This window comes from Streptomyces sp. NPDC107471 (genome assembly GCF_055582845.1).
Genome location: NZ_JBVJPC010000007.1, coordinates 159,845 through 184,595 on the forward strand (window position 1 = coordinate 159,845; position 24,751 = coordinate 184,595).

Below are 24,751 nucleotides of genomic sequence, written 5' to 3' on the forward strand. Positions count from 1 at the left end.
TCCTGACTGAAGGTGGGTGCGGCGCCATACCGGGAGCGCGCGCAATAGGGGATCGTACCGACCCGGCACCCACCTCCGCGAAATCAGTCCCCCTCGCAGGACCCTTCGCAGGCCTCCTCGAAGAAGTCGAGATTCTCCTGGAGGGACTTCATCAGCCGGTCCCGCTCGGCCTCGTCCACCTGGACGGGCACGACGTCGGTGACCCCGGTGAGCCTGCGGAAACCGCCGCGGCTCTCCAGCCTGCCGTGCACCCGGACCGGCAGTCCGACGAGGTGGGCGTGCCCGGCGATGCGGTACGCCTCCTCGTCCAGGGTGAGCCGCAGGTGCGGTATCTCGGCGCCGGCGATCACCCGCAGCCGGACCGACCCGTCGCCGCGCGGGCCCGACCTGCGCATCCGCACCACCGTGCCGGTGATCCGCACGGCGACAGGGGGCTCCTCGCGCAGGAAGCGGGCCCCGGCCTCGCGCAGCACGGGCAGGTCGCCGGGCGAGAACTCGACGGCCTCGGCGGCGGCCGCGCACCCGTCGGGGACCCCGGCCGCGGGTGCCCACTCGACGGCGACACGGGCGCCCTCGGTACCGCGTACGAAGGCGATCAGCGCCTCGGTGAGCTCCCGGCTCACGCCTGCCTCCACGGCCCCGTCGAAGGCGTCCATGCCGCCGGTGGCCCGCTGGTAGTCGATGGCCTCGCGGGTGGCGCAGAGCGCCTGGTGGAGGCGGACGGCGAGCGGGCGGGCGGTGCCGACGGGCACGAAGGCGGTGAGCCGGCGGCCACCGGCGGCGGAGCCGACCAGGACGGTGTCGAGGGACGCGGCAGCCGTACGGCGGTAGCGGGCGCCGTAGTAGCCGGCACGCGCGCGGGTGGCGAGCGCGCCGGCGAGCAGCATCTGGCGGGCGGCGCCGCGCAGGTGCTCCTCGACGGTCCAGGGCGTGGCGTCGGCGGGGCCGGCCGGGACGTCCCGCCACCAGCGGATCTCGTCGCTGGGCACGGCGAGGGCGACGAGCACCTCACGCGCGGAGGGCGTGCCGCTGCGGGAGAGGGCGACGAGGGCGTCGCCGAGGAGGTCCTCGCTGTCGGGGAAGGCGCGACTCTCGGGCACGAGCAGGCTGGTTCCGCCGCCGCCGGGTCCCGGCGGGGTCCAGCGGCCGTAGCGTCCGGGGGCGCCGCCGCGCCGCTGCCAGCCGTGCCGGTGCAGCAGGGCGCTCAGGACGGCGGGGTCGACCTCGTCGGGGCTCGGCGGGCGGTCCCAGTGGGCCTCCGGGTGGGGGCGCACCGCGCGCAGTGGCTCCTCCAGCGGGCGGTGGGTCATGGTCTGCCTCCCGTCCCGACCCGCGTCATGATCTCGCACAGGGCCCGGTCGTCGAAGATGCGGTTGGTGGGGATCCGCACGGTGGTCCGGGTCCGGCCGGTGAGGGGGTGGCCGGCCAGGTTGACCCAGTAGCAGCAGTGTCTGAGGTCCAGGCGGTCGTGGCCGGCGCGCAGCCAGTCGTCCTGGCTTCGGGGCACGAGCATGACCACCAGGATCTTGTGCACGGACACCGGGGTGCGGGCGAGCTTGCGCAGGTGGTCGTTGTCGAGCGTGAAGGAGAAGAAGCGCCCGGCCGGGTTGGGGGCCACCTGGTAGGTGCACTTGAGCTGCACCTTGATGGTGACCTCGTCGTCGACGGTGTGTCCGGGCGAGCCGTGGCTGACGTGCCAGTCGATGCCGTTGTCGGGGAAGGGCTGCGACAACGAGCAGCCGGCCGCCGCCGCGACGGCGTGCAGATAACCCACCTGCAGGGTCTCCATGCAGGCGGTGGTGGCGAGCGTGCCGCGAAGGGGGCTCGTGCGTTCGGGCAGCAGCCCGCCCCGCTCGGGCTGCGCTATCGCCATGACCAACAGCCTTCCCAGCCAAGTGACATGCCCGCACACGGGCCACAGGAATCGCACACCGGGCCGCTGAACTGCAAAGACCCGCACTCCTGTTGTGTCCTTCCGGCGTACGTCGCAAACAGCCCGGGTATCACCAAACGGGCAGAAGACGGTGCGTCAGACTGCCGTGGGTGAACGAGGGGTTGAAGCTATGACGTGCTGGTACGAAGGGCCCCTGGCCGCTTTCGACACCGAGACCACCGGCGTGGACATCGAGACCGACCGGATCGTGTCGGCCGCTGTCGTCGTCCAGGACGCGGCGGGCACCCGGCCACGGGTGAGCCGGTGGCTGGTCAACCCGGGTGTGCCGGTGCCCGCGGGGGCGACCGCGGTGCACGGGCTGACCGACGAGCACCTCCAGCGCAACGGCCGTTGGCCGGCGCCGGTGATGTTCGAGATAGCCGAGACACTGGCGGAGCAGGCGGCCGCGTGCCGTCCGCTGGTGGTGATGAACGCGCCGTTCGATCTGACCGTCCTGGACCGGGAGTTGCGCCGCCACCGCGCCTCGTCGCTGGACCGCTGGCTGGATCCGGCGCCGCTGCTGGTGCTGGATCCCCGGGTCCTCGACAAGCACCTGGACCGCTACCGCAAGGGCCGCCGCACCCTGACGGATCTGTGCGAGCACTACGGCGTCACGCTGGACGGCGCGCACGACGCCGCCGCCGACGCCCAGGCCGCGCTGGATGTCGTACGGGCGATCGGGCGCCGGTTCGCCGCCCGGCTGGAGCGGCTGGAGCCGACGGAGCTGCACAGCCTCCAGGCGGTGTGGCACGCGGCCCAGGCGCGGGGCCTGCAGGCCTGGTTCGCGCGCAGCGGCTCGGAGGAGTCGGTGGACCCGGCGTGGCCACTGCGCCCGGATCTGCCCGCGGCGGCCTGACGCACCCCGGACACGAAAAACCGGCCTGCGCATGCAGGCCGGTCCTTTCCGGGTGGGCGATACTGGGTTCGAACCAGTGACCTCTTCGGTGTGAACGAAGCGCTCTCCCACTGAGCTAATCGCCCGGGAACGCACTGAACAATACAGGGCCCCGCGGGCTTCCTTCAAACCGCTTCCAGGTGGGCGACCAGCCCGCGCCGTCCGGCGTGCATCATCCAGCGGTGGTTGGCCAGGAAGACCGGCCGTCCGGGCACGGCGAAGCGGCGGAGCAGCGGTTTGTTCACCTCGGTGAACTGCTCGTAGCGGGCGAGGCTGCCGTCCCCGTCCGCGGTGATCGTCCAGCGCGCCCAGCCGTCGAGATCACCGTTCATCGCGATCTCCAGCACCCCGGCCGCCGGGTCCCGCCGCACCTCGCGGGCGGTGAAGACCAGGTCGTACGGCAGCACGGCGCGGATCGTGATCACACCGCTGGTGTCGTCGATCCTGCGCACCTCGCGCACCTGGGGCCACCAGCGCGGATACTCCTCGGCACGCTCCAGCGCGTCGTAGACGACGGCGGGCTTCGCGGGCAGGGACCACAGGCTGCGGAAGCGGTATCGGCTCCAGTCCATGGGGAGAGTCTGGCATCGGATACGAGTACGTTCTGAGTACGTGTACTCATGTCGTGCCGCGTGACCCAGCCCACACTTCAGGGCATGACGCACATCCCGCCCCCGGCCGAGGAGCTGCGGCTCCTCGACGCCGAGCTGTGGCAACTGGACGCCCGCCGGGCCCAGTTGCTGGCCCGCCGGGCCTGGTTGGTCGCCGCGCTCCAGTCGAAGTGGCAGGCGCCGCACCCGTCAGGCCCGACCCCCGCCGCACCGCCTCGTCCCGAGGCGAGCGCACCGAGCGTGCAGAACGTCCTGCTGGTGCTCGGCGGTGTCCTGCTCACCGTCGCGGCGATGGTGTTCACCCTGGTGAGCTGGGGACACCTGGGAATCGCCGGCCGCTCCGTGGTGCTCGGCGCGGTCACGGCGGCCGCGCTCGCCGCACCGCTCCCGCTGCTCAGGCGCGGGCTGCGCTCGACGGCCGAGTCGGTGGCGGGTCTGGGCCTGGCCCTGACGGTCCTGGACGCGGTCGCGCTGCACGGGGCCGTGTTCCCGGGGACCCCCGGGGCGCCGTACACCGCGGTCGCCTCGGCCCTGCTGGCGGGGCTCTGGGCGGCGTACGGCCTTCTGCCGCGCACCGCCGAGCTGCGTCTGCCCCGCCCCGCCGCCGTGGTCGCGGCCCAACTCCCGCTGTTCTTCTGGGCCATGGCGGCCGATGCGGGCTCGTACGGGCTGACGGCCGCGCTCCTGGTGACGGCCGCGGCCGACACGGTACTGGCGCTCCGGATGACGTCCGGGTCCCTGCGCGTGGTCGCCGCGATCGGCGCGTACGGAACGGGTTCCTGGGGCGTGCTGGCCGCCGGCTGGCTGACCTGGTCGGCCTCCGGCCCGAGCGCCGCCGCCCGTGCGGCGGCGCTCCTTCTCCTCGCCGGCGCGATCGCGCTGACCGCCGGCTGGCGCGGCGGCCGTGGACCGGCGGACGGCGCCGGCCGTCCCGCGGAGGTGAACGGTCAGGCCCTCGGGCTCGCCGTCACCGCCGGACTGCTCGCGGTGGCCGCGCTCGGCGGCACGGCACGGTCGCTGCTGCCCGCGGTGTGGACGGTCCCGGCCCATCTGGCCTTCGCGGTCGCCCTGTTGGCGGCGCTGCGGCTCGACCGGCTGCCGGACACCGTACGGCGGGGTCTGGCCTGGGCCTCCGCGGCCGTACAGGCGCTGTCCCTGCTGTGGGCTCTGCCGGTCGTCGGGGTCGTCCTGCTGGGCCCGCTCGCCTGGACCTCGCGGGCGTGGACCGGCGCTCCGTCCGACGCGCGTACGGCGGTCACCGTGGACGTGACCTGGCCGCCGTACGCGGAGGCGGCGCCCCTGGTGCTGGCCACCGTCGCGGGTGTGCTCGTCCTGGCGGTACGGGAGGCGACCTGGCGTCCGCGGGCCCTGTCAGGGGCGCTGGGCCTGACCTGGGCGACCGCCCTTACCCTCCCCGCCGTGCTCGAACTCCCCTACGTCATCGCCCTGTTGGTCCAGGCCGTCGCGACGGCGGGCGTCCTCGCGGCAGCCGTCGTGTTCCCGCGGCAGCGCCTGACCGCCCTGATCCTGGCGCTCGGATCCTCCGCGAGCCTCGCCCTGTCGGCGCTCGCCTCGCAGACGGCGACGCTCGTCGTGCTCGGCGGCCTGGTCGCGCTGTTCACGGCGGCCTCCTGGCGCCTGGCCCCGTTCACCGCACCGGCCGCCCTGGCCTGCGGCACCGCGCTCGCCGCGGCGACCGGAGCCGCCGCCCACTGGTCGCCGTCGCACACCGCCCTGCTGGTCCTGGTGGTGCCCGCGACCGCGGCCCTCCTCGCCGGGCGCCTCGGCGACGCCAAGGCCACCGTGCCGGTGGAGGCGGCCGGAGCGGCGGCGGGGCTGCTCGCGATCGCGCTGGCGGCCGGCGACCTGCCCCTGCTCGCCACGGTCCTCGCCCTGTGCGCAGTGATCGCTGCGGGCAGGGCGATCCGTGCGGACCGCCGCCCTGTCGGCTACGCGGCCGCGGCCCTGTTCGTCCTCGCCGCCTGGGTGCGCCTCGCGGCCTGGGACGTGAGCGCCCCCGAGGCGTACACGCTCCCGGTCACGATCCCCGCGCTGCTGGTCGGCGCCCTGCGCCACCGCCGCGACCCGCACACCTCGTCCTGGACGGCGTACGCCCCCGGTCTGGCCGCCACCCTCGTGCCGAGCCTCCTCGCGGCCTGGGGCGACCCGCACTGGACGCGCCCCCTGCTGCTCGGCCTGGCAGCCCTGGTGGTCACCCTCGCGGGCGCCCGCCACCACCTCCAGGCCCCGCTCCTGCTGGGCGGCGCGGTACTGCTCCTGGACGCCCTGCACGAACTGGCCCCCTACCTGGTCCAGGTGACGGACGCCCTCCCCCGCTGGGTACCCCCGGCCCTGGCCGGCTTGCTCCTGCTCGCGCTCGGGGCGACGTACGAGCGACGCCTGAGGGACGCCCGAAGGATGCGGGAGTTCCTGGGCAGCCTGCACTGACCCCACCAGGGTCGTGGGGACTGCGCGACCGGCCACGACGGACGCGCAGTCCCCACGACCCGTACCCCTACGGCATCTTGTCCCCGAGCAATGCCAGGTTCTCGATGGCGGCAAGCCCGTACAGCGCCGTGTCGTTGGTCGACACCCAGGCCGCCTCACTGCCCGCCACCAACGCGACCGGCCCGCTCAGCGCCTCCGTCTTCCAGGGCGCCGACTCCTTGTAGCCGTCGGAGTTGTAGAACTTGTCCCACGCGCGGGCGGAGAGCTTCGCGTCCCCGGTCTGCACGGCGGCGTACGCGTCGAGCCGTGAGTGTCCCTGGAACAGCAGCAGCGAGCCGAAGTTGGACCCGTAGCGCGCCGCCTGCTCCGCCTTGGTCGCGTTGAAGTAACGGCAGTAGTCGAAGTACGCCTCGTTGAACTTCGGCATGTCGACCAGGTCGATCAGCTCCGCGCAGAGCTCGTTGAGCCCGAACACGGCGGACAGGTGGGACACGCCCACCACCGGCGTCGCGGCCACCGCGAACTCGCCCGTGTCGAGGTCGTACAGGCCACTGCCCTGCACGAACCCGTTGGGCTGGGCGGCGATGCCCTCCATCGTCGACAGCACGCGCGCCCTGGCCTTCTCCCACTTGGGGCCCTTGCGCTCCCATTCCGTCAGCCAGGCCGAGACCAGCCCGCTCCAGTCCGTGCCGAAGCCGACCGACAGGGCGTGCCGGTCGGGCGTGTACGGGTCGGTGCGCACCTTGCGCAGCGGGTCGAGCACGAGGAACGTCTCGTCGGAGTCGACGTTGGCGTGCATGAGGTCGCCGACCCGCTCGTCCGCGGTGAGGAAGTAGTAGTAGCGGCGGTACGTCGTGTTGGCGATCCGCTGCTGCTTGGCGCTGTCGGCGTAGTGCTGCACACCGTGCCGGGTGCCGAGTCCGGCCCACTGGCCCAGGTGGTAGACGTCGACCTCGCCGGTGTGCCGGGTCATGGACTCGGCGAACCGGAAGACGTCCGCGCGCCCCGACCGGAGGTACGCGAACCACAGCCAGAGGTCGGGCGAGAGCTCGGAGTTGTCCCAGGCGTAGCCGCCGATGTCGTACCGCCACTGGTGCCTGACGGTGTCATAGGTGTGCATGATGTCGCCGTGGTCCCAGAAGCCGTACCAACGGCGTTGCTCCACCTGGTCCTTGTAGTAGGTGAAGAGGAAGTCGAGGTGGTCCTCGATCTTCGCCTTGGCCGGGGTCGAGCGGTCCGGCTCGGAGTAGAGGCCCGGCCCGAAGACCTTCGCCTTGATGAGCTGCTTGGGCGGGGCGGCGAGCTGCGGCAACACCCGTACGGCCGCCACCTGTTCGGCCAGGACCTCCGGGGTCGGCGTCGACTCGTTGGCCCAGAACAGCAGTTCCGAGGTGCGGGCGATGCCGTAGGGCGTGCCGAACTCGGGCTCGTAGTCCTCGTAGGTGATGTTGAGGCCCTCGAGCTGTTCGGCGAAGGTGTCCTGGCCCATGCCGTCGTGGTAGAAGCGCAGGTCCATGGGCTGCGCCTCGGGCGACCAGAGCCAGAGGGTGACCTCGGCCTCGTCGGTCTGGGCGTCGCGGATGTCGAGCTGGGAGGGGTGGCGCTCCCAGAAGTCCCGCAGTCCGAAGGAGAGTCCGCCGCTCGCGCCGCCGACGTAGCCGAAGCCGGAGGCCCGCCGGCCGCCGCCCGCGCCGATCCAGCCGTGTCCCTTCTTGGTGCGCTTGCGCACGGTGAAGCCGTCGGCGGAGAGCTGGGAGAGGGTGTAGTCGCCCCACTCGGGGATGTACTGGAGCCGGGTGGTGACCCGCTGGTCCCAGGTGGCCGGGTCGGGCAGCTTCTGGCCCGCGTACTGGGCCTCCTGCACGGCGATGCCGGGGTCGCGGCGCAGTCCGGTGATGCCCTTGACGGCCTCGCGCAGCAGGCCGGTGCCCTCGCCGCCGAGGCGGATGTGGCGGTCGTAGGACTGGTCGCGCATCGGCACGTCGAAGCGGACGCCGAGGCCGCGGATGAAGTCGCCGCTCGCCTTGCCGGGCTCCTGGGTGCCGTCGTAGGTGACGGTGTGCACCATGCGGAAGGAGTCGGCGCCCGCGTAGAAGTAGAGGCGGATCGAGAACGGCAGCCAACTCCGCTTGCCCTTGCGGTGCTTGCCGTCGATCTTGACGACCGCGCGGACCGGGCCCGACTGCTCGACGGTGACCTCGGAGACGGCTCCCTCGAACCGCTCGGTCCTGACCGCGCCCTGGTCCTCGTCCTCGATCTCGGGCTGGCGGATCAGGACCAGCCGGCCGTTCCTGGCGATCTCCGTGGAGCCGCGGGTGACCGACTCGACGAGGGTGGCGCCCGACGTGCCGATCCTCGCGGTGATCACGCCGGTGGAAACGGTGATCGCGCCGCCGCTCCTGTCGACGGTGACCTTCTTGTCGGGCACGGCGGCTTCACCGGCGCTCAACGACAGCTTGCCGTTGCCCGAACTGACCGCGTGGGCGGTCCACTTGAGCGATCCGTCGGGCCAGTAGGCGATCGGCCAGGACTGCACGGGCACGGCCTTGCCGTCGGCGTCCGTGACCGCGAACTTCTGGCCCTCCTGGTGGACTCCCTTGGGCCAGGGGACACCGACGGTGGAGCCGGGCGCGGCACCGAGACCGCCGTCCTCCAGCCAGTTGAGGGTCACGGGCGAGTCGTCGGCCTCGGCGGCTCCGGGCGCCGCCTGCGCGTCCTTGGCTCCCAGCGCCCAACTGAACTGCGCGGCGGCACCGGCGACGGCCGCCGCCTTGAGGATGGACCTGCGGGGGATGGGGGACATGGCCATTCCTTTCCATGGACAGGCTGGTCAGGGGCATGACAGAGAGAGGTACGACGCCGAGGGCGCCGACCTAGTGCTGAGAGCGCCGCCCGTCAGCGGCGCCGGTATCGCTCCTCCACGGCCACGGCCGCCGCCGCGACGGCCCCGAGAACCGGGACCGCGAGCGGCGCGACGAACCCCGCCGAGAGGGCCACGACGGCGAGGCCCGTGACGATCAGGAAGGACCCGGCGGGGTCGCGCAGGGTTCGGCGTACGGCGTCCGCGAACAGCGCGCGCCAGGACGCGTCCGGCGTCCAGACCGCCGCCGCGCGCAGCCCGGCCACCACGAGGCCGATCAGCGCGAACAGCCCGACCGCCCCGACCAGCGGACCGCCGGGGATGCCGGCCCGCGCGGCCTGGACGTCCACCCACACCGCGGCCGCAGCGGCCCACCCGGCGACCCCGACGAGCCATCCGCGGCGCACGGCCGCACGGAAGTCCGCGACGAACTCCCGCCAGCCGCCCGCCTGATGGCTCGTGCGACGCCGCAGATGCCGGGCGCCGGCGGCGAAGGCGGCGGGACAGGTGACCACGCCGAGGCAGGCCACGGCGATCCACACCCCGGTGAGCAGGGACTCGGCGAAGACCGCGAAGCGCTCACCGCCGAACACGGACGCCTTACGGGCCTTCACACGTGCTTGCGCCACGCTGACCGCCTCACTTCAGTCCGGAGGTCGCCATACCGTCGATCAGATACCGCTGGAAGGCCATGAAGAAGGCGATGACCGGCACCAGCGCCACCAGCGACATCGCGATCATGCTGCCGTAGTTGGAGACGCCCTCCTGGTCGCGGAACATCATCAGACCGAGCGAGACGGTGTACTTGGAGGGGGTGTTGAGGTAGATCAACGGCCCCATGAAGTCGTTCCACGCGTTGATGAAGGTGAAGATCGCGCTGGTGATGAGGGCGGGCCGGCACAGCGGCAGCACGATCGACCAGTAGGTCCTCAGGTGCCCGCAGCCGTCGAGCTTGGCGGCCTCGTCCAGCTCGCGCGGCAGCCCGCGCATGAACTGCACCATCAGGAAGACGAAGAACGCCTCCGTCGCCAGGAACTTGCCGGCCACCAGCGGCACCAGGGTGTCGACGAGCTCCAGCTTGCGGAACATCACGTACTGCGGGATGAGCAGGACGTGGTACGGCAGCAGCAGGGTGCCGATCATCATGGTGAACAGCAGGTTCCGCCCGGCGAAGCGGATCTTGGCGAAGGCGTACGCGGTCAGCGAGCTGGAGAGCACGACACCGGCCACGGCGAGGCCCGCGTACAGCAGCGAGTTCATGAAGAAGCTGCCGACGGAGATGCCGGAGATGCCGTCGGCGAGGCCGGAGAAGTTCGCCCAGACCGGCTTGGCGGGCAGCAGGTCGATGCTGGCGATGATGTCCTTGCTCGGCTTGAACGAGGCACCGAGCACCCAGACCACCGGGTACAGGATGACCGCGAGGATGACGAGCGCGCCGAGGTGCCAGGCGATCGATCCGAAGCGCCGCCGCTCGTTCGCGGTGCGCACGACGGGGCTGGTCACGGTGGTCACTTGGCGGCCTCCTCGTAGTGCACCCACTTCTTCTGCGACCAGAACAGGACCGCCGTGACCAGCGCCACCGCGACCACCAGCGTCCAGGCCATCGCGGCCGCGAAGCCCATCTGGGCCTCCTTGAAGCCCTTCTGGTAGAGGTAGCAGGTGTAGACGAGGGTGGCGTCGGCGGGCCCGCACCGGGTGTCGGAGACGACGTACGCGGAGCCGAACACCTGGAACGCGTGGATGGACTCCAGCAGCACGTTGAAGAACAGCACCGGGGAGATCATCGGCAGCGTGATGTTCCAGAACCTGCGGAAGGGGCCGGCCCCGTCCACCTCGGCGGCCTCGTACAGCTCCCGCGGGACCTGCTTGAGACCGGCCAGGAAGATCACCATCGGCGCCCCGAACTGCCAGATGCTCAGGGCCACCAGGGAGTAAAGGACGTAGTCCGGGTTGCCGATCCAGCCGCCCACGTCGACACCGAAGATCTTCTGTGTACGGTCCACGATCGCGTCGTCGGAGAACAGCGCCCGCCACACGAAGCCCACGGAGACGCTGGCGCCGATGAGCGAGGGCATGTAGAACGCGGCCCGGTACAGGCCCTGCCCGCGCCGGCTCTGCGCGAGCAGCAGCGCGACGCCGAGCGCCAGCAGCAGCTTCAGCGGGGTGGCCACGACGACGTACTTGAGCGTGACCTCCACCGACTTCTGCCAGCGCGGGTCCTGGAACATCGTGGTGAAGTTGTCGAAGCCCACCCACTCGGGCGGGGTGAACAGGTTGTACCGGGTGAACGCGTAGTACAGCGACGCGATCATCGGCCCCGCCGTGAGCAGCAGGAATCCCGCGATCCACGGCGACATGAAGAGGTAGCCGGCGAGGTTCTCGCGGCGCCGCCCGCGCCGCCCGGCGACGGGAGCGGCGGGCCGCTTCCCGGCCGGGCGCACGGGCGCTTCCTTGACGAGCGTCATGGTGGTACGTCCCCTCAGCCCGCGAACGCGGCCTTGGCCTCGCTGAACAGCGACTTGGCGGCGTCGGCCGGCTTGGACTTGCCCTGGGCGACCTCACCGCCGAGGCGCAGGAACGCCGCCTCGATGACATCGGCACCGGACGGGTGCGGGGTGATCTTCCCAAGCACCCCGGCCTGGGCGACCTCGTCCTCGTAGGCCGCGACACCCTTGTTGTTGGCGTCGGTCGGCTTGAAGGCGTCGTACTGCTCGGTCGTGGCGAGGATGCCGCGGTCGTAGCCCATGATCTTGCCGACCTCGGGGTCGTGGACCATGAAGGAGATGAACTGCGCCGCCTCCTTGGGGTGCTTGGTCCCGGAGAAGGCGCTCAGCATCAGCGAACCGAGGTACTGGCCGGTGTTCTTGCCGTCCGTGGTGGGGATCGGCGCGAGCCCGTAGTCCGACTCGCCCTCGCCCTCGTAGCGGATGGAGAAGTTGTCCCAGGTGAACTCGGACGCGGCGAGGCCCGCCGAGAGACCGGACTTGGGCTTGACCTGCTCGATCTTCTTCGGGTCGGCGACCAGCCCGGACTTGACGCGCTTGTAGCCGTCCGTCCACCACTGCGTCAGATCGTCCTCGGTGAAGCCGAGAGCGGAGTCGGTGAAGAAGGCCTTGCCGTTCTGACGGAGATACAGGTCGTAGAGGTACATGATGCTGAAGTAGCCGGTGTCACCGGCGATCTTCAGCTTGTCCTGGATCGTCTGGAGGGCGGCGAAGTACTCGTCCCACGTCCAGCCGAACTTCGCCTCCACGCCCGCCTTCTCGAAGGCCTTGAGGTCGATGACGAGCGACATGGTGTTGGCACCGACCGGAACGGCTATCTGCTTGCCGTCGACCTGACCGTTCGCCAGAACGCCGTTGCGGAAGTTGTCGAGGCTCAGATTCCCGGCGTCCGCCTGCTGCTTGAGATCCAGCAGAACACCGCGCTGGTCGTACTTGCGGAGGAAACCGACCGCATTCTGGAAAACGTCCGGCGGATTACCACCGGAGGCCTGGGTCTGGAACTTCTCCCAGAACGCCTCGTAGTCGGTGAATTCAGACTTGATCTTGATCTTCGGGTACTTCTTCTCGAAGAGCGCGATCGTCTTCTTGATGGCGATGGTGCGCGGCTCGCCACCCCACCACGCATAACGGAGTGTCACGGTCCCGTCTCCGGAACTCCCGCTGTCACCACCGCATCCGGTCGTCGCGGCCAGCCCCAGCGTCGCCGCTGTAGCCCCGGCCGCCTTCAGGATGGTTCGCCTCTCAACATTCCTGCTGGTTCCCACAGTCGGGTCCCTCCCCGCAGCGTCGCCGCCTGCATGAATCGTTTCAAGTAAGCGCTTGCTGGCACAAGCTACGGAGGCCCCGGAGGTGCGTCAATGATTCGGACAGGAATTTATTGAGAGTGTGGTGAGAGAACGGTGCGCCTCCAACCGGCGCACGCCACCGGAGAACTGACGACACCCCAGGTGAGAGCCGCGGGATCGACCGATCGAACAGCACGCAGGCAGTCGTACGACATCTGCGGACGGCCGGAAAAGGACGGGCGGCGAGGAGGGGCTCCGCGGACCGTCACGCGCGGCGGGACCCGCGACGCCCGGGTCGCACACCGGTCCGCGCACACGCCGACGGCCCGTCCGCGAGATCGCGGACGGGCCGTCGGTCCGGGTGGGCGATACTGGGTTCGAACCAGTGACCTCTTCGGTGTGAACGAAGCGCTCTCCCACTGAGCTAATCGCCCGGACGCAGGAAGAACATTACCCCATGTCAGCCGGTGCCCCGCGCCATGTCCCACGGCGTGACACAGAGGATCCGAACGCTCTGGGCCGCCGGTGAGGGCCACGGGTCTCCCGATGGACGCGACCGCCCGCGAGGGTCCCGGAGAGGCGGGCCGGACACCTCCCCCGACGTGACCGGGAACCGCCCGTCGGGATCAGCCCCCGGTGCCGGATGTCACCGCACCCGTGACCAGCAGTGACAGGTGCGGCACCCGCACCCGGTCCTCACTGGTCCTTGATGTTCCAGGGCATCTCGAAGCCGAACTTCCACAGGTAGACCCCGAGGATCACGCCGATGATCACCAGGCCGATCGAGGTCAGGATGATGTTGCGCCGGCGGACCCTCGGATCGAGGGCGCGGTGGGCCGCCTCGGTCACCTTCCGCTTGGTCCAGCGGAGCACGAGCTGGGCCCAGACGAACTCCGTCGCCCAGATCGCCATACCGCCGAAGATCACGACCCAGCCGGGTCCCGGCAGCGGCAGCATGATGATGCCGACGACCACGACCGCGAGGCCGATCACGAAGACCAGGACCTGCCAGCTCAGGTGCAGCAGCCGCCGCGACTTGATGAATTCCGGCGCTCTCGACCCGAGTCCCTGCTCGTCGTGCGCCCCGTCCGACTTCTCGCCGGTCTGCCCGTCAGGTGCCACGGCGACCTCGCGCGCCTCGTCACTCCCCGTATTCATACAGCCGAACCCTACCGGAGAGAAACCGGTCACCGGAATGGTCGTACCTCCGCAAGGGACCCTCGGCCGGAAGAGTTACGTAAACACACGCAAAACACTCAGAGGGGTTTACAACGGCACCGTAGGTGGCATGTCGATTTCGCCGACGTGCGAATCCCCGAGCGCACACTGAGCGAAAGGCCCTGGCGCTTATGAACACCACGGTCAGCTGCGAGCTGCACCTGCGCCTCGTTGTGTCGAGCGAGTCCTCCCTGCCTGTCCCCGCAGGCCTGCGGTACGACACGGCCGACCCCTACGCCGTGCACGCCACCTTCCACACCGGAGCCGAGGAGACCGTCGAGTGGGTGTTCGCCCGCGACCTCCTCGCGGAGGGCCTCCACCGGCCCACCGGAACCGGCGACGTCCGAGTCTGGCCGTCGCGCAGCCACGGTCAGGGCGTCGTCTGCATCGCCCTGAGCTCCCCGGAGGGAGAAGCACTGCTCGAGGCCCCGGCGCGGGCCCTGGAGTCCTTCCTGAAGCGGACGGACGCCGCCGTGCCCCCGGGCACGGAGCACCGACACTTCGATCTGGATCAGGAGCTCTCGCACATCCTGGCGGAAAGCTAGGGCGAGGGCGCACAGAGCCGCCCGGCGCCGTCCACTCGGGGAGACGGCTCGGGCAGGTACAACCGCATAGGGAACGACAGGCGCCGTGGCTGCGGAGCGCTCCGCAGCCACGGCGCCTGTCGTGCGGCCCGGCACCGAGGCCCGACGAGCCATTACCATCGGCCAGCATCGGCGGGCGTCCGCCCGACCCCCAGGCCAGGGAGCGAATCGTGCTGATCACCCACGACACCCGGTGCGCACTCGACACCGTGGTCGATCTGGTGAACACCGCACCGGAGGACGACGCGTCGCCGGACGCGCTGCCGGATGTAGCGGCGCTCGCGGAGTTCGTGCGAAACCACGAGATCAGCGATGTCGGGGTGCTCTCGGAGTTCGACCTGTCGGCCGTGCGCAAGATCCGCGGGCGGTTCGCCTCCGTGTTCGCCGCCCCGGACGCCCGGGCCGCCGCCACGCTGATCAACGACCTGGTCGCCGCCGCGGGGACCACGCCCCAGCTCACGGACCACGACGGCTACGAGTGGCATGTGCACTACTTCGCGCCGGGCGCCTCCGTCGCCGACCACCTGGCGGCCGACTGCGGGATGGCGCTGGCGTTCTTCGTGGTGGCCGGGGAGCAGGAGCGGCTGCGGCGCTGCGAGGCGCCCGACTGCCGACGGGCCTTCGTCGATCTGTCCCGCAACCGCTCGCGGCGCTACTGCGACAGCAGGACCTGCGGAAACCGCCTCCACGTGGCCGCCTACCGGGCGCGGCGCAAGGAGGCCGCCGGCTGAGGCCGAGCTGGCTGTGAACGTGGTCCCCGGCGGGTGGCGCCGGGGACCCACGGGTACGGCTCAGAGCAGCAGCAGATCGTGCAGCGCAGCCATGAGCAGCAGACACCCGATCACCGCAAGGAAGATCATCAGCGGTGGCTGGGAAAGGGCGAAGAGGCATCCACGCGGCTCGTCCTGAGGCGGCGCGGTATCGCTCTGTGTCGTGTCCAGCATCTCGCGGCGATGATGGCGCAGTCCGCGCCCCCTGCGCGATCAACACGCCCGGAATGAGCGGGAGTTCGCCGGATTCCGTGATGTCCGTTTCGAGTCGTGATCACTTGGGGTCCGGTGCCGGTCTCCCTGCGAACGTTTCAGTTCGCCGCCCGACCGTCAGATGCCGTGCTTCTTGAGGATGGCCTCGATGTCGCTGAAGTCGTCCCCTGCGGACTCGGTGGTCCTGGGCTTGGCCGCGGGGCGGGTGGCCGGGGTCCGCGCGGCCGGGCCGAGGGAGGGCGCCGAGGCCGTGGGAGCCACCGCGTCCTGCTGGGCGCCACGGGCCGCCGCCCTGCGCTCCTTGCGGGTGCCGCCGCGACGGCGCTCCACCGCGCGGGTGGTCGAGAACAGCACCCACGACAGGCCCAGCACGCCGAAGCCGGCCCACGCGGTCGGGCTGAAGGCGGTGTCCGCGAGCCAGTCCACGACGCCGGTCATCACCAGACCGAGCGGGACGAGGGAGTAGGCGGCGATACGGGTGGCCGCGAGAAAACGCTTGCGGTACGCGGTGACCGCCGCGATGCCCAGGCCGGCCGCGGCGACGGCGGAACAGACGGTCTCGGCAATCATCCGGTCCTCCAGGCAGGCTTCGATCGGCAACGTACCGCTTCGTCCCTGTCCATCCTGCACCTCGCGACCCCCACCGGGCCATGCCCCGGCAGGACATCAGGGACATCTCCGGGTCGCCTCCTCCGCAGGTGCCGGTCGGGGGGAGGGGTGAGGCGGACTCCGCGGGGCGGGCCGGTGAGGCGGTCCGACAGGGGGCGTGCCGGTGAGGCGGCCGGTGTGAGGCGTGGTGCGGAGGTGGCGGGCGTGGGGTGTCGGGGAGGTGACCGGCATGGGGTGTCGAGGAGGCGGCCGACGTGGGGCATACCGGTGAGGGGGCCGGCGTGGGGCGTGCCGGTGAGTGGCCGGGGTGGGACGTACGGGTGCGGCCGCCGACGTGGGCCGTATCGGTAAAGCAGCCGGTGTGGGCCGTACCGGTGCGGCTGCCGGTGTGGGCCGTACCGGTGCGGCTGCCGGTGTGGGCCGTACCGATGAAGCGGCCGGCGCAGGACGTACCGATCGAGCGGCCGGCGTAAGGCGTACCGGTGCGGCGGCCGCCGTAGGACGCGTCGGTGGCGCAGGTCATGCCCGGTGCAGAAGCGTGCCGGTAAGGGCCGCCGGGGGCCGATTCGGGTCGGGTGGTCGTGGGCTGGGAGACTGGGGGCATGAGCGACCCCTCCCCTGTCCGTCCCGCCGTGCCCGTCCTCGACGTCTGGTGCGAGTTGCAGTGCCCGGACTGCCGTGACGCGCTGGACGACGTCCGGGCCCTGCGTGCCCGTTACGGCGACCGTCTGGAGCTGCGGCTGCGGCACTTCCCGCTGGAGAAGCACAAGCACTCCTTCGCCGCCGCGCAGGCGGCCGAGGAGGCGCTGGAGCAGGGCAGGGGCTGGGAGTACGTCGAGGCCGTGCTGGGGCGCGTCGGGGAGCTGGACCGCGAGGGGGAACCCCTCCTGGTCGAGGTGGCCCGTGAACTGGGGCTCGACGCCGAGGAGTTCGACACCGCGCTGATCGACGGCCGGCACATCCTGATCGTGGACGCCGACCTGGCCGAGGGCAAGGCGATCGGGGTGAGCGGGACACCGACGTACGTCATCGGCGGTGAGCGTCTCGACGGCGGCACGTCCCAGGACGGGCTGCGCGGGCGGATCGAGGAGATCGCCGACCGGCTGCTCGCCGGCCAGGAGTGAGCGGGCCTCAGAGCAGGCTCTTGTACATCGAGTAACCCACCGTCGCGTACCCCAGCGACTCGTACAGCCGCTCGGCCGGGGTGTTGCCCGCGAAGACGTTGAGGCCCAGGACCCGTCTGCCGGAGGCGATGGCCTGGGCTTCGGCCAGCAGCATCAGGGAGCGGCCGTGCCCGCGGCCCCGGAAGGCCGCCTCGGTCTCGACGTCGTAGACGAACGCCTTGGCGTCGACGAACTCCACCCACAGGACACCGACCCGCACGCCGTCGTGCTCCAGAACGCTGAACAGCGCCTCCGGCGTCCTGAGGCCGCGCTGCACCAGCTTCTCGTGGTCCTTGAGCGACCTCGCCCGGGCCTCGGCCTCGGGCACCCCGCGCTCGCTCCAGTCGCCGGCGTACTCGGTGATGCCGCGCTCCGCCCAGGGCCAGAACTCGTCCTCCGTCATGGGCCGGCCCCGGGTGCCCGCGGGCAGTTCGGGCGCGTCGGCGCCGAGCGGCTTCTCCATGCCGCGGTTGCGGTGGACGTACCCGAGCACGGTGGCGAGCCGCAGCGCGGGTCCGGCGTCGGCGGGGACCCGGATCTCGACCTGTCCGCAGCCCCAGCCCCGCGCCACCTCCTCGGCGGCGAGCGCGGCGACGGTGCCCCGGCCGCGCCCGCGGTCCGGCTCGTCGATCCGCAGCTCCCGGATCTGGGCGACGGCAGGGCCGAAGGCGGGATGGGTCGCGAGGTGTATCGCCCCGACGGGACGGCTGTTCACGCACACCGTGAAGTGGCGGGACAGCGCCCCGTCGGCGCCGCGCTGGAGCGGCTCGGTCGGCCGCAGAGTGGTGGTCATCACCCGGAGTTCTACCCGCTGCCGCGTGCCGGAGCAGCTCAATATTCCCCGGCTTTACGGTTCGAGGTCGTCCCCGGCCCGCTCCTCGAAGATCCGCATGGCCTTGGCGGTCACCGGGCCGGGCGCGCCCGGCAGTTCGCGGGCGTCGACGCGGTGGACGGCCTGGACGTCCCGGAGGGTCGAGGTGAGGAAGATCTCGTCGGCCCGCTCCAGGACGTCGAAGGGCAGGTCGGTCTCCTTGGCCCCGGTCCATTCGACGGTCAACGCGCGCGTGATGCCCGCGAGGCAGCCGGAGGTGAGCGGCGGGGTGTGGATCTCCCCGTCCAGCACGACGAAGACGTTGGACCCGGTGCCCTCGCACAACTGCCCGACCGTGTTGGCGAACAGCGCCTCGGAGGCCCCGTCCTCACGCGCGCGTGCGAGTGCGACGACGTTCTCGGCGTACGAGGTGGTCTTGAGCCCGGTGAGGGCGCCCCGCTCGTTTCGGGTCCACGGGACGGTGATCACGGCCGTGGAGTCGGGCCGCGGGGCGGACTCGCCGAGGGCGACCACCAGGGTCGGCCCGTGCTCGCCCCGGTCGGAGCCTAGGGGGCCGTGGCCGCCGGTGTAGGTGATGCGCAGCCGCCCGAGCGGCATCGGGTTCGCCTCGAGCACGGCGGCGCAGGCCCGGCGGACCTCGTCGTGGTCGGGGTCGGGCAGTCCGAGACCCCGGGCGGACAGCGTCAGCCGGTCCAGGTGCCGGGTGAGGGCGAAGGGGCGGCCGTCCACCGCCTTCACCGTCTCGAAGATGCCGTCGCCCACGGTCAGTCCGTGGTCGAAGACGGAGACGCGGGCGGTCTCCGTGTCCTGGAGCCTGCCGTCGAGCCAGATCTTCACGTAAGGGTCCCTCCACTCACCTCGTACGCCCCCGACGCTACCGCGAGCAGCCGGGACGCCTTCAGCTCGGTCTCCCGCCACTCCCCCTCGGGGTCCGAACCCCAGGTGATGCCGGCGCCGGTGCCGAAGCGCAGCACTCCCCCGGCGCGGTCGATCCAGAAGGTGCGGATGCCGACGGCCAGCTCCCCGGTGTCCCGGTCGGCGTCGACCCAGCCGACGCCTCCGCAGTACGGCCCGCGGGGCGTCGTCTCCAGGGCCTCGATGATCCGCAGGGCACTGGACTTGGGCGCGCCGGTGACCGAGCCGGGCGGGAAGGCGGCGCCGAACAGCTCGGCCCAGCCCGTGCCCTCGCGCAGTTCGCCGCGCACGGTCGACACGAGGTGGACGAGACCGGGGTGCTTCTCCACGGCGCACAGGTCGGGGACGGTGACGCTGCCCGTGGCGCACACCCGTCCCAGGTCGTTGCGCACCAGGTCGACGATCATCACGTTCTCGGCGTAGTCCTTGGCGAGCAGGTCGTCCTCGGTCCGCCCGGTGCCCTTGATCGGCCCGGACTCCACGACCCGCCCCGCCCTGCGCAGGAACAGCTCGGGGGACGCGGTGGCGATCTCCACCCCGTGCCCCGGCAGCCGAATCGTTCCTGCGTACGGCGCCGGATTGCCACGGGCCAGCAGTGCGGTCAGCGCGTCCACGTCGGCGCCGGGGGCGAGGGGCGCGGTCAGGACCCGGCAGAGATTCGCCTGGTAGACCTCGCCTGCGGCGATGTGCGCGCGGATCCGCCGTACGCCCGCCGTGTACGCCTCGCGGTCAAGCGATGACGTCCAGTCACCGGCGGCCGGACCCTGCCAGGCCCCCGGCACCGGCGCGGGCACCGGCTCATGGCGTACGTCGGCGAAGCGGGCGCAGGTCAGACCGCCCTCGAAGTCCGCGGCGACGGCCCAGAAACCGGTGGAGTCCAGCGCCGCGGGGTCGCTGGTGACGTCGAGGAGACCGGTGGCGACGCGGTCGCCGAAGCGGGCGAGAGGAGGGAGGTCGGGCACGCTGTCGAGTCTATGGCGGGTGTCCCGCGGGTGACCTGGGCATGTCCTTGTGGCCGCCCTGACCACGGACGTCGACATGCGCACCGCAGCACGCTGCGCAAACGCGTTTTTGTACTGGCACCGGAATCCGCTAGAGTTCAACTCGTCGCCGGGCCGCGAGAGCGGAACGAAACGACAAGCGGACGTAGCTCAGTTGGTAGAGCGCAACCTTGCCAAGGTTGAGGTCGCGAGTTCGAGCCTCGTCGTCCGCTCGATGGAACCAGGGGATCTTCCCGAGCCCCTGCACTCCTGGTGGAGTGGCCGAGAGGCGAGGCAACGGCCTGCAAAGCCGTCTACACGGGTTCAAATCCCGTCTCCACCTCCAAGGACGATTAGCTCAGCGGGAGAGCGCTTCCCTGACACGGAAGAGGTCACTGGTTCAATCCCAGTATCGTCCACTGGATCTTCGCTCGTCGAAGGTCTGACCCGCGCGATTAGCTCAGCGGGAGAGCGCTTCCCTGACACGGAAGAGGTCACTGGTTCAATCCCAGTATCGCGCACGCAGCACACACGATCACGATCGTGGTTCCCGCGCGATTAGCTCAGCGGGAGAGCGCTTCCCTGACACGGAAGAGGTCACTGGTTCAATCCCAGTATCGCGCACACACCGAAGCCCCCGGCCCTGCGGCCGGGGGCTTCCTCGTTCCTCGCGTCAGCTCGAGAACAGCATGTGGCCGAAGCCGCGGTTGCGGTGGTGGCCGCCGTGATGACCGCCGTGGCCGCCGTAGTGACCGCCGCCGTGCTGCGGGGCGCCCCACGCCGGTGCGCCGGGCGCGGCGGGGTACTGCGGAGCGGCCGGTGGCGGGGGAACTACGGGGCCGCCGCCGTACTGGCCCTCCAGGCGGGTCAGCGCCTCCAGCTCGCCGTAGTCGAGAAAGATCCCGCGGCAGCCGCTGCACTGCTCGATCTGGACACCGTTGCGGTTGTACGTGTGCATCGGGGCGTGGCACTTCGGACACTGCATCGTCGGCTCAACTCCTCGCCGGTTGATCCTGCTTAGCGTTACGCCAGGACAGACTCTGTCCGGCTCTGGTCGGTTGCACCCTACTTCGCGAAACCGTCCGCCAACTGCGGCGGGGTGGAACCCATTCGGTCACAGGCGTCGACGACCGCTTCTTCCACGTCGTCCAGCGCCCGCTCCGCGTCGACCGCCTTGGCGACCGCCCGGGCCGCGGTCTGCACGGTGAGGGCGCGGGCGGGGACGTCCAGGGCGGGCCAGGGGTCGCCGTCCGCGGGCACCGCCGGTCCGCCGGCCGCGCGGTAGGCACCGAGGAAGCGGGACCAGTCCTCGGGTGACAGCAGGCCGCAGGCGTACCAGGCGGCGGGGCGGGCGAGGTCCCAGGCGGGCTCCCCCACGCCGAGGTCGTCCACGTCGATGAGGCGCCAGGGGCCGTCGGGGGCGGGGTGGTGGACGAGCTGCCCGAGGTGCAGGTCGCCGTGGCAGAGGGTCGTGGTGTCGGACATGGGCGCCTCGGCGCGGGCCCAGGCCGGGAGGGTGGCCCAGGCGCGGAGCACGGGAGCGGCGGCCGGGTGCGGTCTGCGCCGGGCGGCCTGGAGAAGGCGGGCCACGGCGAGGGCGGCCTTGACCGGCCCCCTCATGGCCGGCAGGCCGGGCGGGGCGGGGGTGCGGTGGAGCCGGGCGAGGAGGGTGGCGGCCGGTTCCCAGGGGGCGGCGTCGGGGTTCTCCGGGTCCACGGGTTCGCCGTACGGCCAGAAGGTGACGAGTCGGCCGTGCAGGTCCACGGGGGTTTCACCGAGCGGGGGCAGCAGGATGCCGGGGAGGCGGGCGGCCGTGGCGAGGCGGGGGGCCAGGTCGGCGGGGGTGGTGCCGGGGGCGTGCGCCTTCGCGACGGTGTCCGCGTGCCGTACGACGGTGGCGTCGGGGCGGTCGGCGAGCGTGGCCGCGCCGCAGGGACAGGCCGACGCCCTCCTGAGGTGAGCCTCGTCCCTCGCCCTGAGGGTGAGCTCGGCGAGGAGGGGGTGGGTGGTCACGGGGCTCCCTGGGCGACGGGGTGGTCTGTCGGCGACAGTATTGCTGCGGTGGGCTTGGGCGAGGTGCCTGTGGGGGGTGCCGGGTTCGGTTGTGTGGCGGGTGCGGGTGCGTTGTGGCTGGTCGCGCAGTTCCCCGCGGGGGCGCTGCGCTGGGCTTGGGCCGGGCGCCCAGGAGAGTGCCGCGGAGGGTTGTGGGCGGGTGCGGGTCGGTGGGGGCTGGTCGCGCAGTTCCCCGCGCCCCTAAGGGGGTTGCAGTCCTCTGCGTCACGAAGGGCCGTGTGCCACCGTGGGCTGTTTACCGCGTACGGCGGTGAGGGGACGGGGTGGGGGGTGTCCGCCCGCAGCGGCCGGCGTCCGTTGCAGAGCAACAGTGAAAGGGGCCGAGGCGCCGGACCGAGGACGGATGCCCCCGCCCCGGCACCGGCCCACCCACCGGACCCGAGGCGCTGCACGAGCCCCCACCGAACCGGCGGCTGCGCCGCAGGCATCAGGGGCGCGGGGAACTGCGCAAAAGACGCCCGCCCCCACCCAGCCGCACCGAGCCGAACCGCGCCAAACCCCCGGAGGTAAAAGCAATGCCGGCGTAGCTCCCCAGCTACGCCGGCATTTTGCCGTCCGCCGCACCCCCGTCCCCACGGGGTTTCATGGGTTGATGTCCCCGCCCGGACCGCTCTTCCGGGCCTGGGGTCGCCGCTCAGCGCCCCAGCATCACTCCCACGGACGACGCCTGTGTGGTCACTGTCTCCCAGCCGTCGAAGACGACGAGGAGCAGGACCGCCAGAGGAAGGGCCATCAGCGTCGCCACCAGTGGGTGGCGACGGCCCGTACGGCGGGGCTGGCGTGTGCGGGACAGTGTCCGCGGTGCCGTAAGAGCCATGGTCCCTCTCCTGACCGTTCTGTTGTCGTTGGCAGCGGCGGGTGTCTGACCTCGGGGGACGAGTGCTGCACCCGCCGCTTGACCTCAAATCTAGGCGTCACGGGTCCACCGCACGTCATGCCCTCGTACCGATTGCCGGGCCTCCCCGAGGATGAGCCATGACCAGCGGAGTACTCCCATGGGTGGAGACGGGGACCTAGGTCTCCGGGTCTTCCCGGAGGGGGCGTCCGCTCTGCCCCGCTTTCTCCGAGCTGTCCTCGCGCGGCACCGGCTGCTCCACCAGCGCCAGCACCCGGGTCGCCATGAACCGGGCCGTCCGCACCACCGATCCGTTTCGCGTGACTTCGCTCACTTCCACCACACCTCGACGGACCGCCGTCTCCACTCGTCGGCCCGCCCTGCTCGCCACCACCTCATAGGTGCGCGTCGTGTCCCCTGCGTCCACGACTATCTCCACGCGATCACCCTTCACGGGTTCAATCCCCCTTCTGCGACGGGTGGTTGGGATCACATCCGAACCGAAGTCCGTCCGCCCTCCGGCTCCCTGACCACCCCTCAATTCTCCCACCCGGCACTGACAATCGATCGGGACGAGAGGGCGCGGCCTCTGCGCGCGGCGGCCCGCGGAAACGTAAGCTGTGGCTCGTCACACGGACCGGGCAGCGGGGATGAACATGGCGATGATGCGCCTGAGGCGCGAGGACCCGCGCGTCGTCGGCTCGTTCAGGCTTCACAGACGGCTCGGCGCGGGGGGCATGGGGGTCGTCTACCTGGGCTCCGACCGCAAGGGGCAGCGGGTCGCACTGAAGGTCATCCGGCCTGATCTGGCCGAGGACCAGGAGTTCCGGTCCCGGTTCGCGCGCGAGGTCTCCGCGGCCCGGCGGATCCGTGGCGGCTGCACCGCCCGGCTCGTCGCGGCCGACCTGGACGCGGACCGTCCGTGGTTCGCCACTCAGTACGTGCCCGGCCCCTCCCTCCACGACAAGGTCGCCGACGAGGGGTCCCTCGGCGCCGCCGAGGTGGCCTCCATCGGGGCCGCCCTGTCGGAGGGGCTCGTCGCCGTGCACGAGGCGGGGGTCGTGCACCGCGATCTCAAGCCGTCGAACATCCTCCTGTCCCCCAAGGGCCCCCGGATCATCGACTTCGGCATCGCCTGGGCGACCGGGGCCTCCACCCTCACCCATGTCGGCACCGCCGTCGGCTCCCCCGGCTTCCTCGCGCCGGAGCAGGTGCGCGGCGCCGCGGTGACTCCGGCCACGGACGTGTTCTCGCTGGGCGCGACCCTGGCGTACGCGTCGATGGGCGACTCGCCCTTCGGGCACGGCAGTTCCGAGGTGATGCTGTACCGCGTGGTGCACGAGGAGGCCCAACTGCACGGTGTGCCCGACGCGGTCGCTCCCCTCATCCGCGCGTGTCTGGCCAAGGACCCCGAGGAGCGCCCGAGCACCCTGCAGTTGTCGCTGCGGCTCAAGGAGATCGCGGCCCGCGAGACCCAGGGTCTGCCGGATCTGCGTCCGCCCGCCCCGCGGGCCGGTGAGGCGGACCGGCCCACCGGACGCATCGCCGACACCTACCCGGAGCGGGCCTCCCAGCGCCGGCCGCAGGGACCGTCGGGCACGTCCGGTTCCCAGGGGGCTTCCTCGGGCCGCGGTTCCGGACCGGCGCGGGGCCAGGGCCCGGCGCGAGGCGGGGTCCCGTCACGTGGCGGCAGCACTCCGCGCGGCAACGGCGTGCCCTCGTCCCGCTCCGGCTCCCGGCCCACTCCCGCCTCGCGGAACACGACCCGCTCCGGCAGTGGCAGCCGGCCCGCGCCGCGCAGCGGTACCGGCCGCCCGCCCGCCAGGAACACCAAGACGGGGCTGCGTCCCGCGAACCCCCGCCTCCTGCGCCAGCGGCTGTTCGTGTTCGTCGTGGTGACCCTGCTCGTGGCACTCGGCATCGCCGCGGCCCAGGGCTGCCAGGGCCCGTCGAGGGGGCTGGGCGTGCACCGGGATGTCGTACGGCAGCAGGTGCAGGAGGCACCGGGCCACGATTGAGGCC

At 71.6% G+C, this 24,751-nt stretch carries 25 protein-coding genes and 7 tRNA genes; 12 read left to right on the forward strand and 20 right to left on the reverse strand.

Going from position 1 to position 24,751, the window contains the following annotated elements; translation table 11 throughout:
• Nucleotides 1-83 precede the first annotated feature (83 nt).
• Together ACZ66S_RS24210 and ACZ66S_RS24215 are read right to left on the reverse strand one after the other, a co-directional pair.
• The gene (locus tag ACZ66S_RS24210; protein ID WP_469903608.1) at nt 84-1,310 is read right to left on the reverse strand and encodes a serine/threonine-protein kinase; all 1,227 of its coding nucleotides are present in this window, start codon (nt 1,308-1,310) and stop codon (nt 84-86) included.
• Complete coding sequence (locus tag ACZ66S_RS24215) at nt 1,307-1,873, reverse strand: DUF4365 domain-containing protein (protein WP_469903609.1); 567 nt, start codon at nt 1,871-1,873, stop codon at nt 1,307-1,309. The genes ACZ66S_RS24210 and ACZ66S_RS24215 overlap by 4 nt, the downstream gene beginning before the upstream one ends.
• A gap of 190 nt (nt 1,874-2,063) precedes the next feature.
• On the opposite strand from ACZ66S_RS24215, the gene ACZ66S_RS24220 reads away from it, so the two are divergent.
• Complete coding sequence (locus ACZ66S_RS24220) at nt 2,064-2,789, forward strand: exonuclease domain-containing protein (RefSeq protein WP_469903610.1); 726 nt, start codon at nt 2,064-2,066, stop codon at nt 2,787-2,789.
• A gap of 53 nt (nt 2,790-2,842) precedes the next feature.
• Here ACZ66S_RS24220 and ACZ66S_RS24225 read toward each other — a convergent pair.
• A tRNA-Val gene (locus tag ACZ66S_RS24225) sits at nt 2,843-2,914 on the reverse strand.
• 39 nt (nt 2,915-2,953) lie between these two features.
• A complete protein-coding gene (locus ACZ66S_RS24230) occupies nt 2,954-3,400 on the reverse strand; it encodes an SRPBCC family protein (RefSeq protein WP_469903611.1) in 447 nt (148 codons plus the stop codon).
• A gap of 84 nt (nt 3,401-3,484) precedes the next feature.
• Between ACZ66S_RS24230 and ACZ66S_RS24235 the strand changes: the two genes are divergently transcribed.
• Nucleotides 3,485-5,887, forward strand: coding sequence for an SCO7613 C-terminal domain-containing membrane protein (locus ACZ66S_RS24235; RefSeq protein WP_469903612.1), 2,403 nt, complete (start codon nt 3,485-3,487; stop codon nt 5,885-5,887).
• A 67-nt stretch (nt 5,888-5,954) separates the two neighbouring features.
• Here the strand turns inward: ACZ66S_RS24235 and ACZ66S_RS24240 are convergent, their stop codons facing one another.
• From ACZ66S_RS24240 to ACZ66S_RS24270, 7 genes are all read right to left on the reverse strand, one after another.
• Entirely contained in the window at nt 5,955-8,690 is a 2,736-nt protein-coding gene (locus ACZ66S_RS24240; protein ID WP_469903613.1) for an exo-rhamnogalacturonan lyase family protein, read from the reverse strand.
• A gap of 92 nt (nt 8,691-8,782) precedes the next feature.
• Nucleotides 8,783-9,376, reverse strand: coding sequence for a hypothetical protein (locus tag ACZ66S_RS24245; RefSeq protein WP_469903614.1), 594 nt, complete (start codon nt 9,374-9,376; stop codon nt 8,783-8,785).
• A 10-nt stretch (nt 9,377-9,386) separates the two neighbouring features.
• Nucleotides 9,387-10,259 (reverse strand): carbohydrate ABC transporter permease, encoded by an 873-nt coding sequence (locus ACZ66S_RS24250; RefSeq protein ID WP_469903615.1) that lies wholly within the window; start codon nt 10,257-10,259, stop codon nt 9,387-9,389.
• Nucleotides 10,256-11,212 carry a carbohydrate ABC transporter permease gene (locus ACZ66S_RS24255; protein ID WP_469903616.1) on the reverse strand — a complete coding sequence of 319 codons (957 nt, stop codon included), beginning with the start codon at nt 11,210-11,212 and terminating at the stop codon, nt 10,256-10,258. The genes ACZ66S_RS24250 and ACZ66S_RS24255 overlap by 4 nt, the downstream gene beginning before the upstream one ends.
• A gap of 14 nt (nt 11,213-11,226) precedes the next feature.
• The gene (locus tag ACZ66S_RS24260) at nt 11,227-12,516 is read right to left on the reverse strand and encodes an extracellular solute-binding protein (protein WP_469903617.1); all 1,290 of its coding nucleotides are present in this window, start codon (nt 12,514-12,516) and stop codon (nt 11,227-11,229) included.
• Nucleotides 12,517-12,899: 383 nt separating this feature from the next.
• Nucleotides 12,900-12,971 (reverse strand) — tRNA-Val (locus ACZ66S_RS24265).
• 262 nt (nt 12,972-13,233) lie between these two features.
• Nucleotides 13,234-13,695 carry a TIGR02611 family protein gene (locus tag ACZ66S_RS24270; protein WP_469903618.1) on the reverse strand — a complete coding sequence of 154 codons (462 nt, stop codon included), beginning with the start codon at nt 13,693-13,695 and terminating at the stop codon, nt 13,234-13,236.
• Between the two features lie 191 nt (nt 13,696-13,886).
• Between ACZ66S_RS24270 and ACZ66S_RS24275 the strand changes: the two genes are divergently transcribed.
• Together ACZ66S_RS24275 and ACZ66S_RS24280 are read left to right on the forward strand one after the other, a co-directional pair.
• A complete protein-coding gene (locus ACZ66S_RS24275) occupies nt 13,887-14,300 on the forward strand; it encodes an SsgA family sporulation/cell division regulator (RefSeq protein ID WP_004002642.1) in 414 nt (137 codons plus the stop codon).
• 209 nt (nt 14,301-14,509) lie between these two features.
• Nucleotides 14,510-15,070 carry a CGNR zinc finger domain-containing protein gene (locus tag ACZ66S_RS24280; protein WP_469903619.1) on the forward strand — a complete coding sequence of 187 codons (561 nt, stop codon included), beginning with the start codon at nt 14,510-14,512 and terminating at the stop codon, nt 15,068-15,070.
• Nucleotides 15,071-15,130: 60 nt separating this feature from the next.
• On the opposite strand, the gene ACZ66S_RS24285 is transcribed toward ACZ66S_RS24280, so the two are convergent.
• On the reverse strand, nt 15,131-15,283 hold the full coding sequence (locus ACZ66S_RS24285; RefSeq protein ID WP_170068264.1) for a hypothetical protein: 153 nt from the start codon (nt 15,281-15,283) through the stop codon (nt 15,131-15,133).
• A 156-nt stretch (nt 15,284-15,439) separates the two neighbouring features.
• Nucleotides 15,440-15,892: a hypothetical protein gene (locus ACZ66S_RS24290; RefSeq protein ID WP_469903620.1), complete on the reverse strand. Its 453-nt coding sequence runs from the start codon at nt 15,890-15,892 to the stop codon at nt 15,440-15,442.
• Nucleotides 15,893-16,185: 293 nt separating this feature from the next.
• On the opposite strand from ACZ66S_RS24290, the gene ACZ66S_RS24295 reads away from it, so the two are divergent.
• Both ACZ66S_RS24295 and ACZ66S_RS24300 read left to right on the forward strand, forming a co-directional pair.
• Nucleotides 16,186-16,404 carry a hypothetical protein gene (locus ACZ66S_RS24295; RefSeq protein WP_469903621.1) on the forward strand — a complete coding sequence of 73 codons (219 nt, stop codon included), beginning with the start codon at nt 16,186-16,188 and terminating at the stop codon, nt 16,402-16,404.
• A gap of 129 nt (nt 16,405-16,533) precedes the next feature.
• Nucleotides 16,534-17,055, forward strand: coding sequence for a DsbA family protein (locus ACZ66S_RS24300; RefSeq protein ID WP_469903622.1), 522 nt, complete (start codon nt 16,534-16,536; stop codon nt 17,053-17,055).
• A 7-nt stretch (nt 17,056-17,062) separates the two neighbouring features.
• Here ACZ66S_RS24300 and ACZ66S_RS24305 read toward each other — a convergent pair whose 3' ends face one another.
• Genes ACZ66S_RS24305 through ACZ66S_RS24315 form a run of 3 tightly spaced genes read right to left on the reverse strand, consistent with a single transcriptional unit; the run spans nt 17,063 to nt 19,803 of the window.
• Complete coding sequence (locus ACZ66S_RS24305) at nt 17,063-17,890, reverse strand: GNAT family N-acetyltransferase (protein WP_469903623.1); 828 nt, start codon at nt 17,888-17,890, stop codon at nt 17,063-17,065.
• Nucleotides 17,891-17,941: 51 nt separating this feature from the next.
• Entirely contained in the window at nt 17,942-18,763 is an 822-nt protein-coding gene (locus ACZ66S_RS24310) for an aminotransferase class IV (RefSeq protein WP_469903624.1), read from the reverse strand.
• Entirely contained in the window at nt 18,760-19,803 is a 1,044-nt protein-coding gene (locus tag ACZ66S_RS24315; protein ID WP_469903625.1) for a chorismate-binding protein, read from the reverse strand. Before ACZ66S_RS24315 ends, ACZ66S_RS24310 begins: the two co-directional genes overlap by 4 nt.
• A 178-nt stretch (nt 19,804-19,981) precedes the next feature.
• Between ACZ66S_RS24315 and ACZ66S_RS24320 the strand changes: the two genes are divergently transcribed.
• The 5 genes from ACZ66S_RS24320 (at nt 19,982) to ACZ66S_RS24340 (ending at nt 20,445) form a co-directional block, all read left to right on the forward strand.
• Nucleotides 19,982-20,054 (forward strand) — tRNA-Gly (locus ACZ66S_RS24320).
• A 39-nt stretch (nt 20,055-20,093) separates the two neighbouring features.
• Nucleotides 20,094-20,167, forward strand: a tRNA-Cys gene (locus ACZ66S_RS24325).
• A 1-nt stretch (nt 20,168) separates the two neighbouring features.
• Nucleotides 20,169-20,240, forward strand: a tRNA-Val gene (locus ACZ66S_RS24330).
• A gap of 30 nt (nt 20,241-20,270) precedes the next feature.
• Nucleotides 20,271-20,342: transfer RNA gene (locus tag ACZ66S_RS24335), tRNA-Val, on the forward strand.
• A gap of 31 nt (nt 20,343-20,373) precedes the next feature.
• Nucleotides 20,374-20,445: transfer RNA gene (locus ACZ66S_RS24340), tRNA-Val, on the forward strand.
• A gap of 49 nt (nt 20,446-20,494) precedes the next feature.
• Here the strand turns inward: ACZ66S_RS24340 and ACZ66S_RS24345 are convergent.
• The 4 genes from ACZ66S_RS24345 to ACZ66S_RS24360 all read right to left on the reverse strand — a co-directional run bounded on the left by ACZ66S_RS24345 (nt 20,495) and on the right by ACZ66S_RS24360 (nt 23,183).
• On the reverse strand, nt 20,495-20,806 hold the full coding sequence (locus tag ACZ66S_RS24345; protein ID WP_031054045.1) for a TFIIB-type zinc ribbon-containing protein: 312 nt from the start codon (nt 20,804-20,806) through the stop codon (nt 20,495-20,497).
• A gap of 80 nt (nt 20,807-20,886) precedes the next feature.
• Complete coding sequence (locus tag ACZ66S_RS24350; RefSeq protein ID WP_469903626.1) at nt 20,887-21,834, reverse strand: aminoglycoside phosphotransferase family protein; 948 nt, start codon at nt 21,832-21,834, stop codon at nt 20,887-20,889.
• A 694-nt stretch (nt 21,835-22,528) separates the two neighbouring features.
• A complete protein-coding gene (locus ACZ66S_RS24355; protein WP_356020120.1) occupies nt 22,529-22,711 on the reverse strand; it encodes a hypothetical protein in 183 nt (60 codons plus the stop codon).
• A gap of 196 nt (nt 22,712-22,907) precedes the next feature.
• Nucleotides 22,908-23,183, reverse strand: coding sequence for a hypothetical protein (locus ACZ66S_RS24360; protein WP_383459162.1), 276 nt, complete (start codon nt 23,181-23,183; stop codon nt 22,908-22,910).
• Between the two features lie 196 nt (nt 23,184-23,379).
• Here ACZ66S_RS24360 and ACZ66S_RS24365 point away from each other — a divergent pair, with 196 nt between their 5' ends.
• The gene (locus ACZ66S_RS24365; RefSeq protein ID WP_469903894.1) at nt 23,380-24,747 is read left to right on the forward strand and encodes a serine/threonine-protein kinase; all 1,368 of its coding nucleotides are present in this window, start codon (nt 23,380-23,382) and stop codon (nt 24,745-24,747) included.
• The last annotated feature ends 4 nt before the right edge of the window (nt 24,748-24,751 follow it).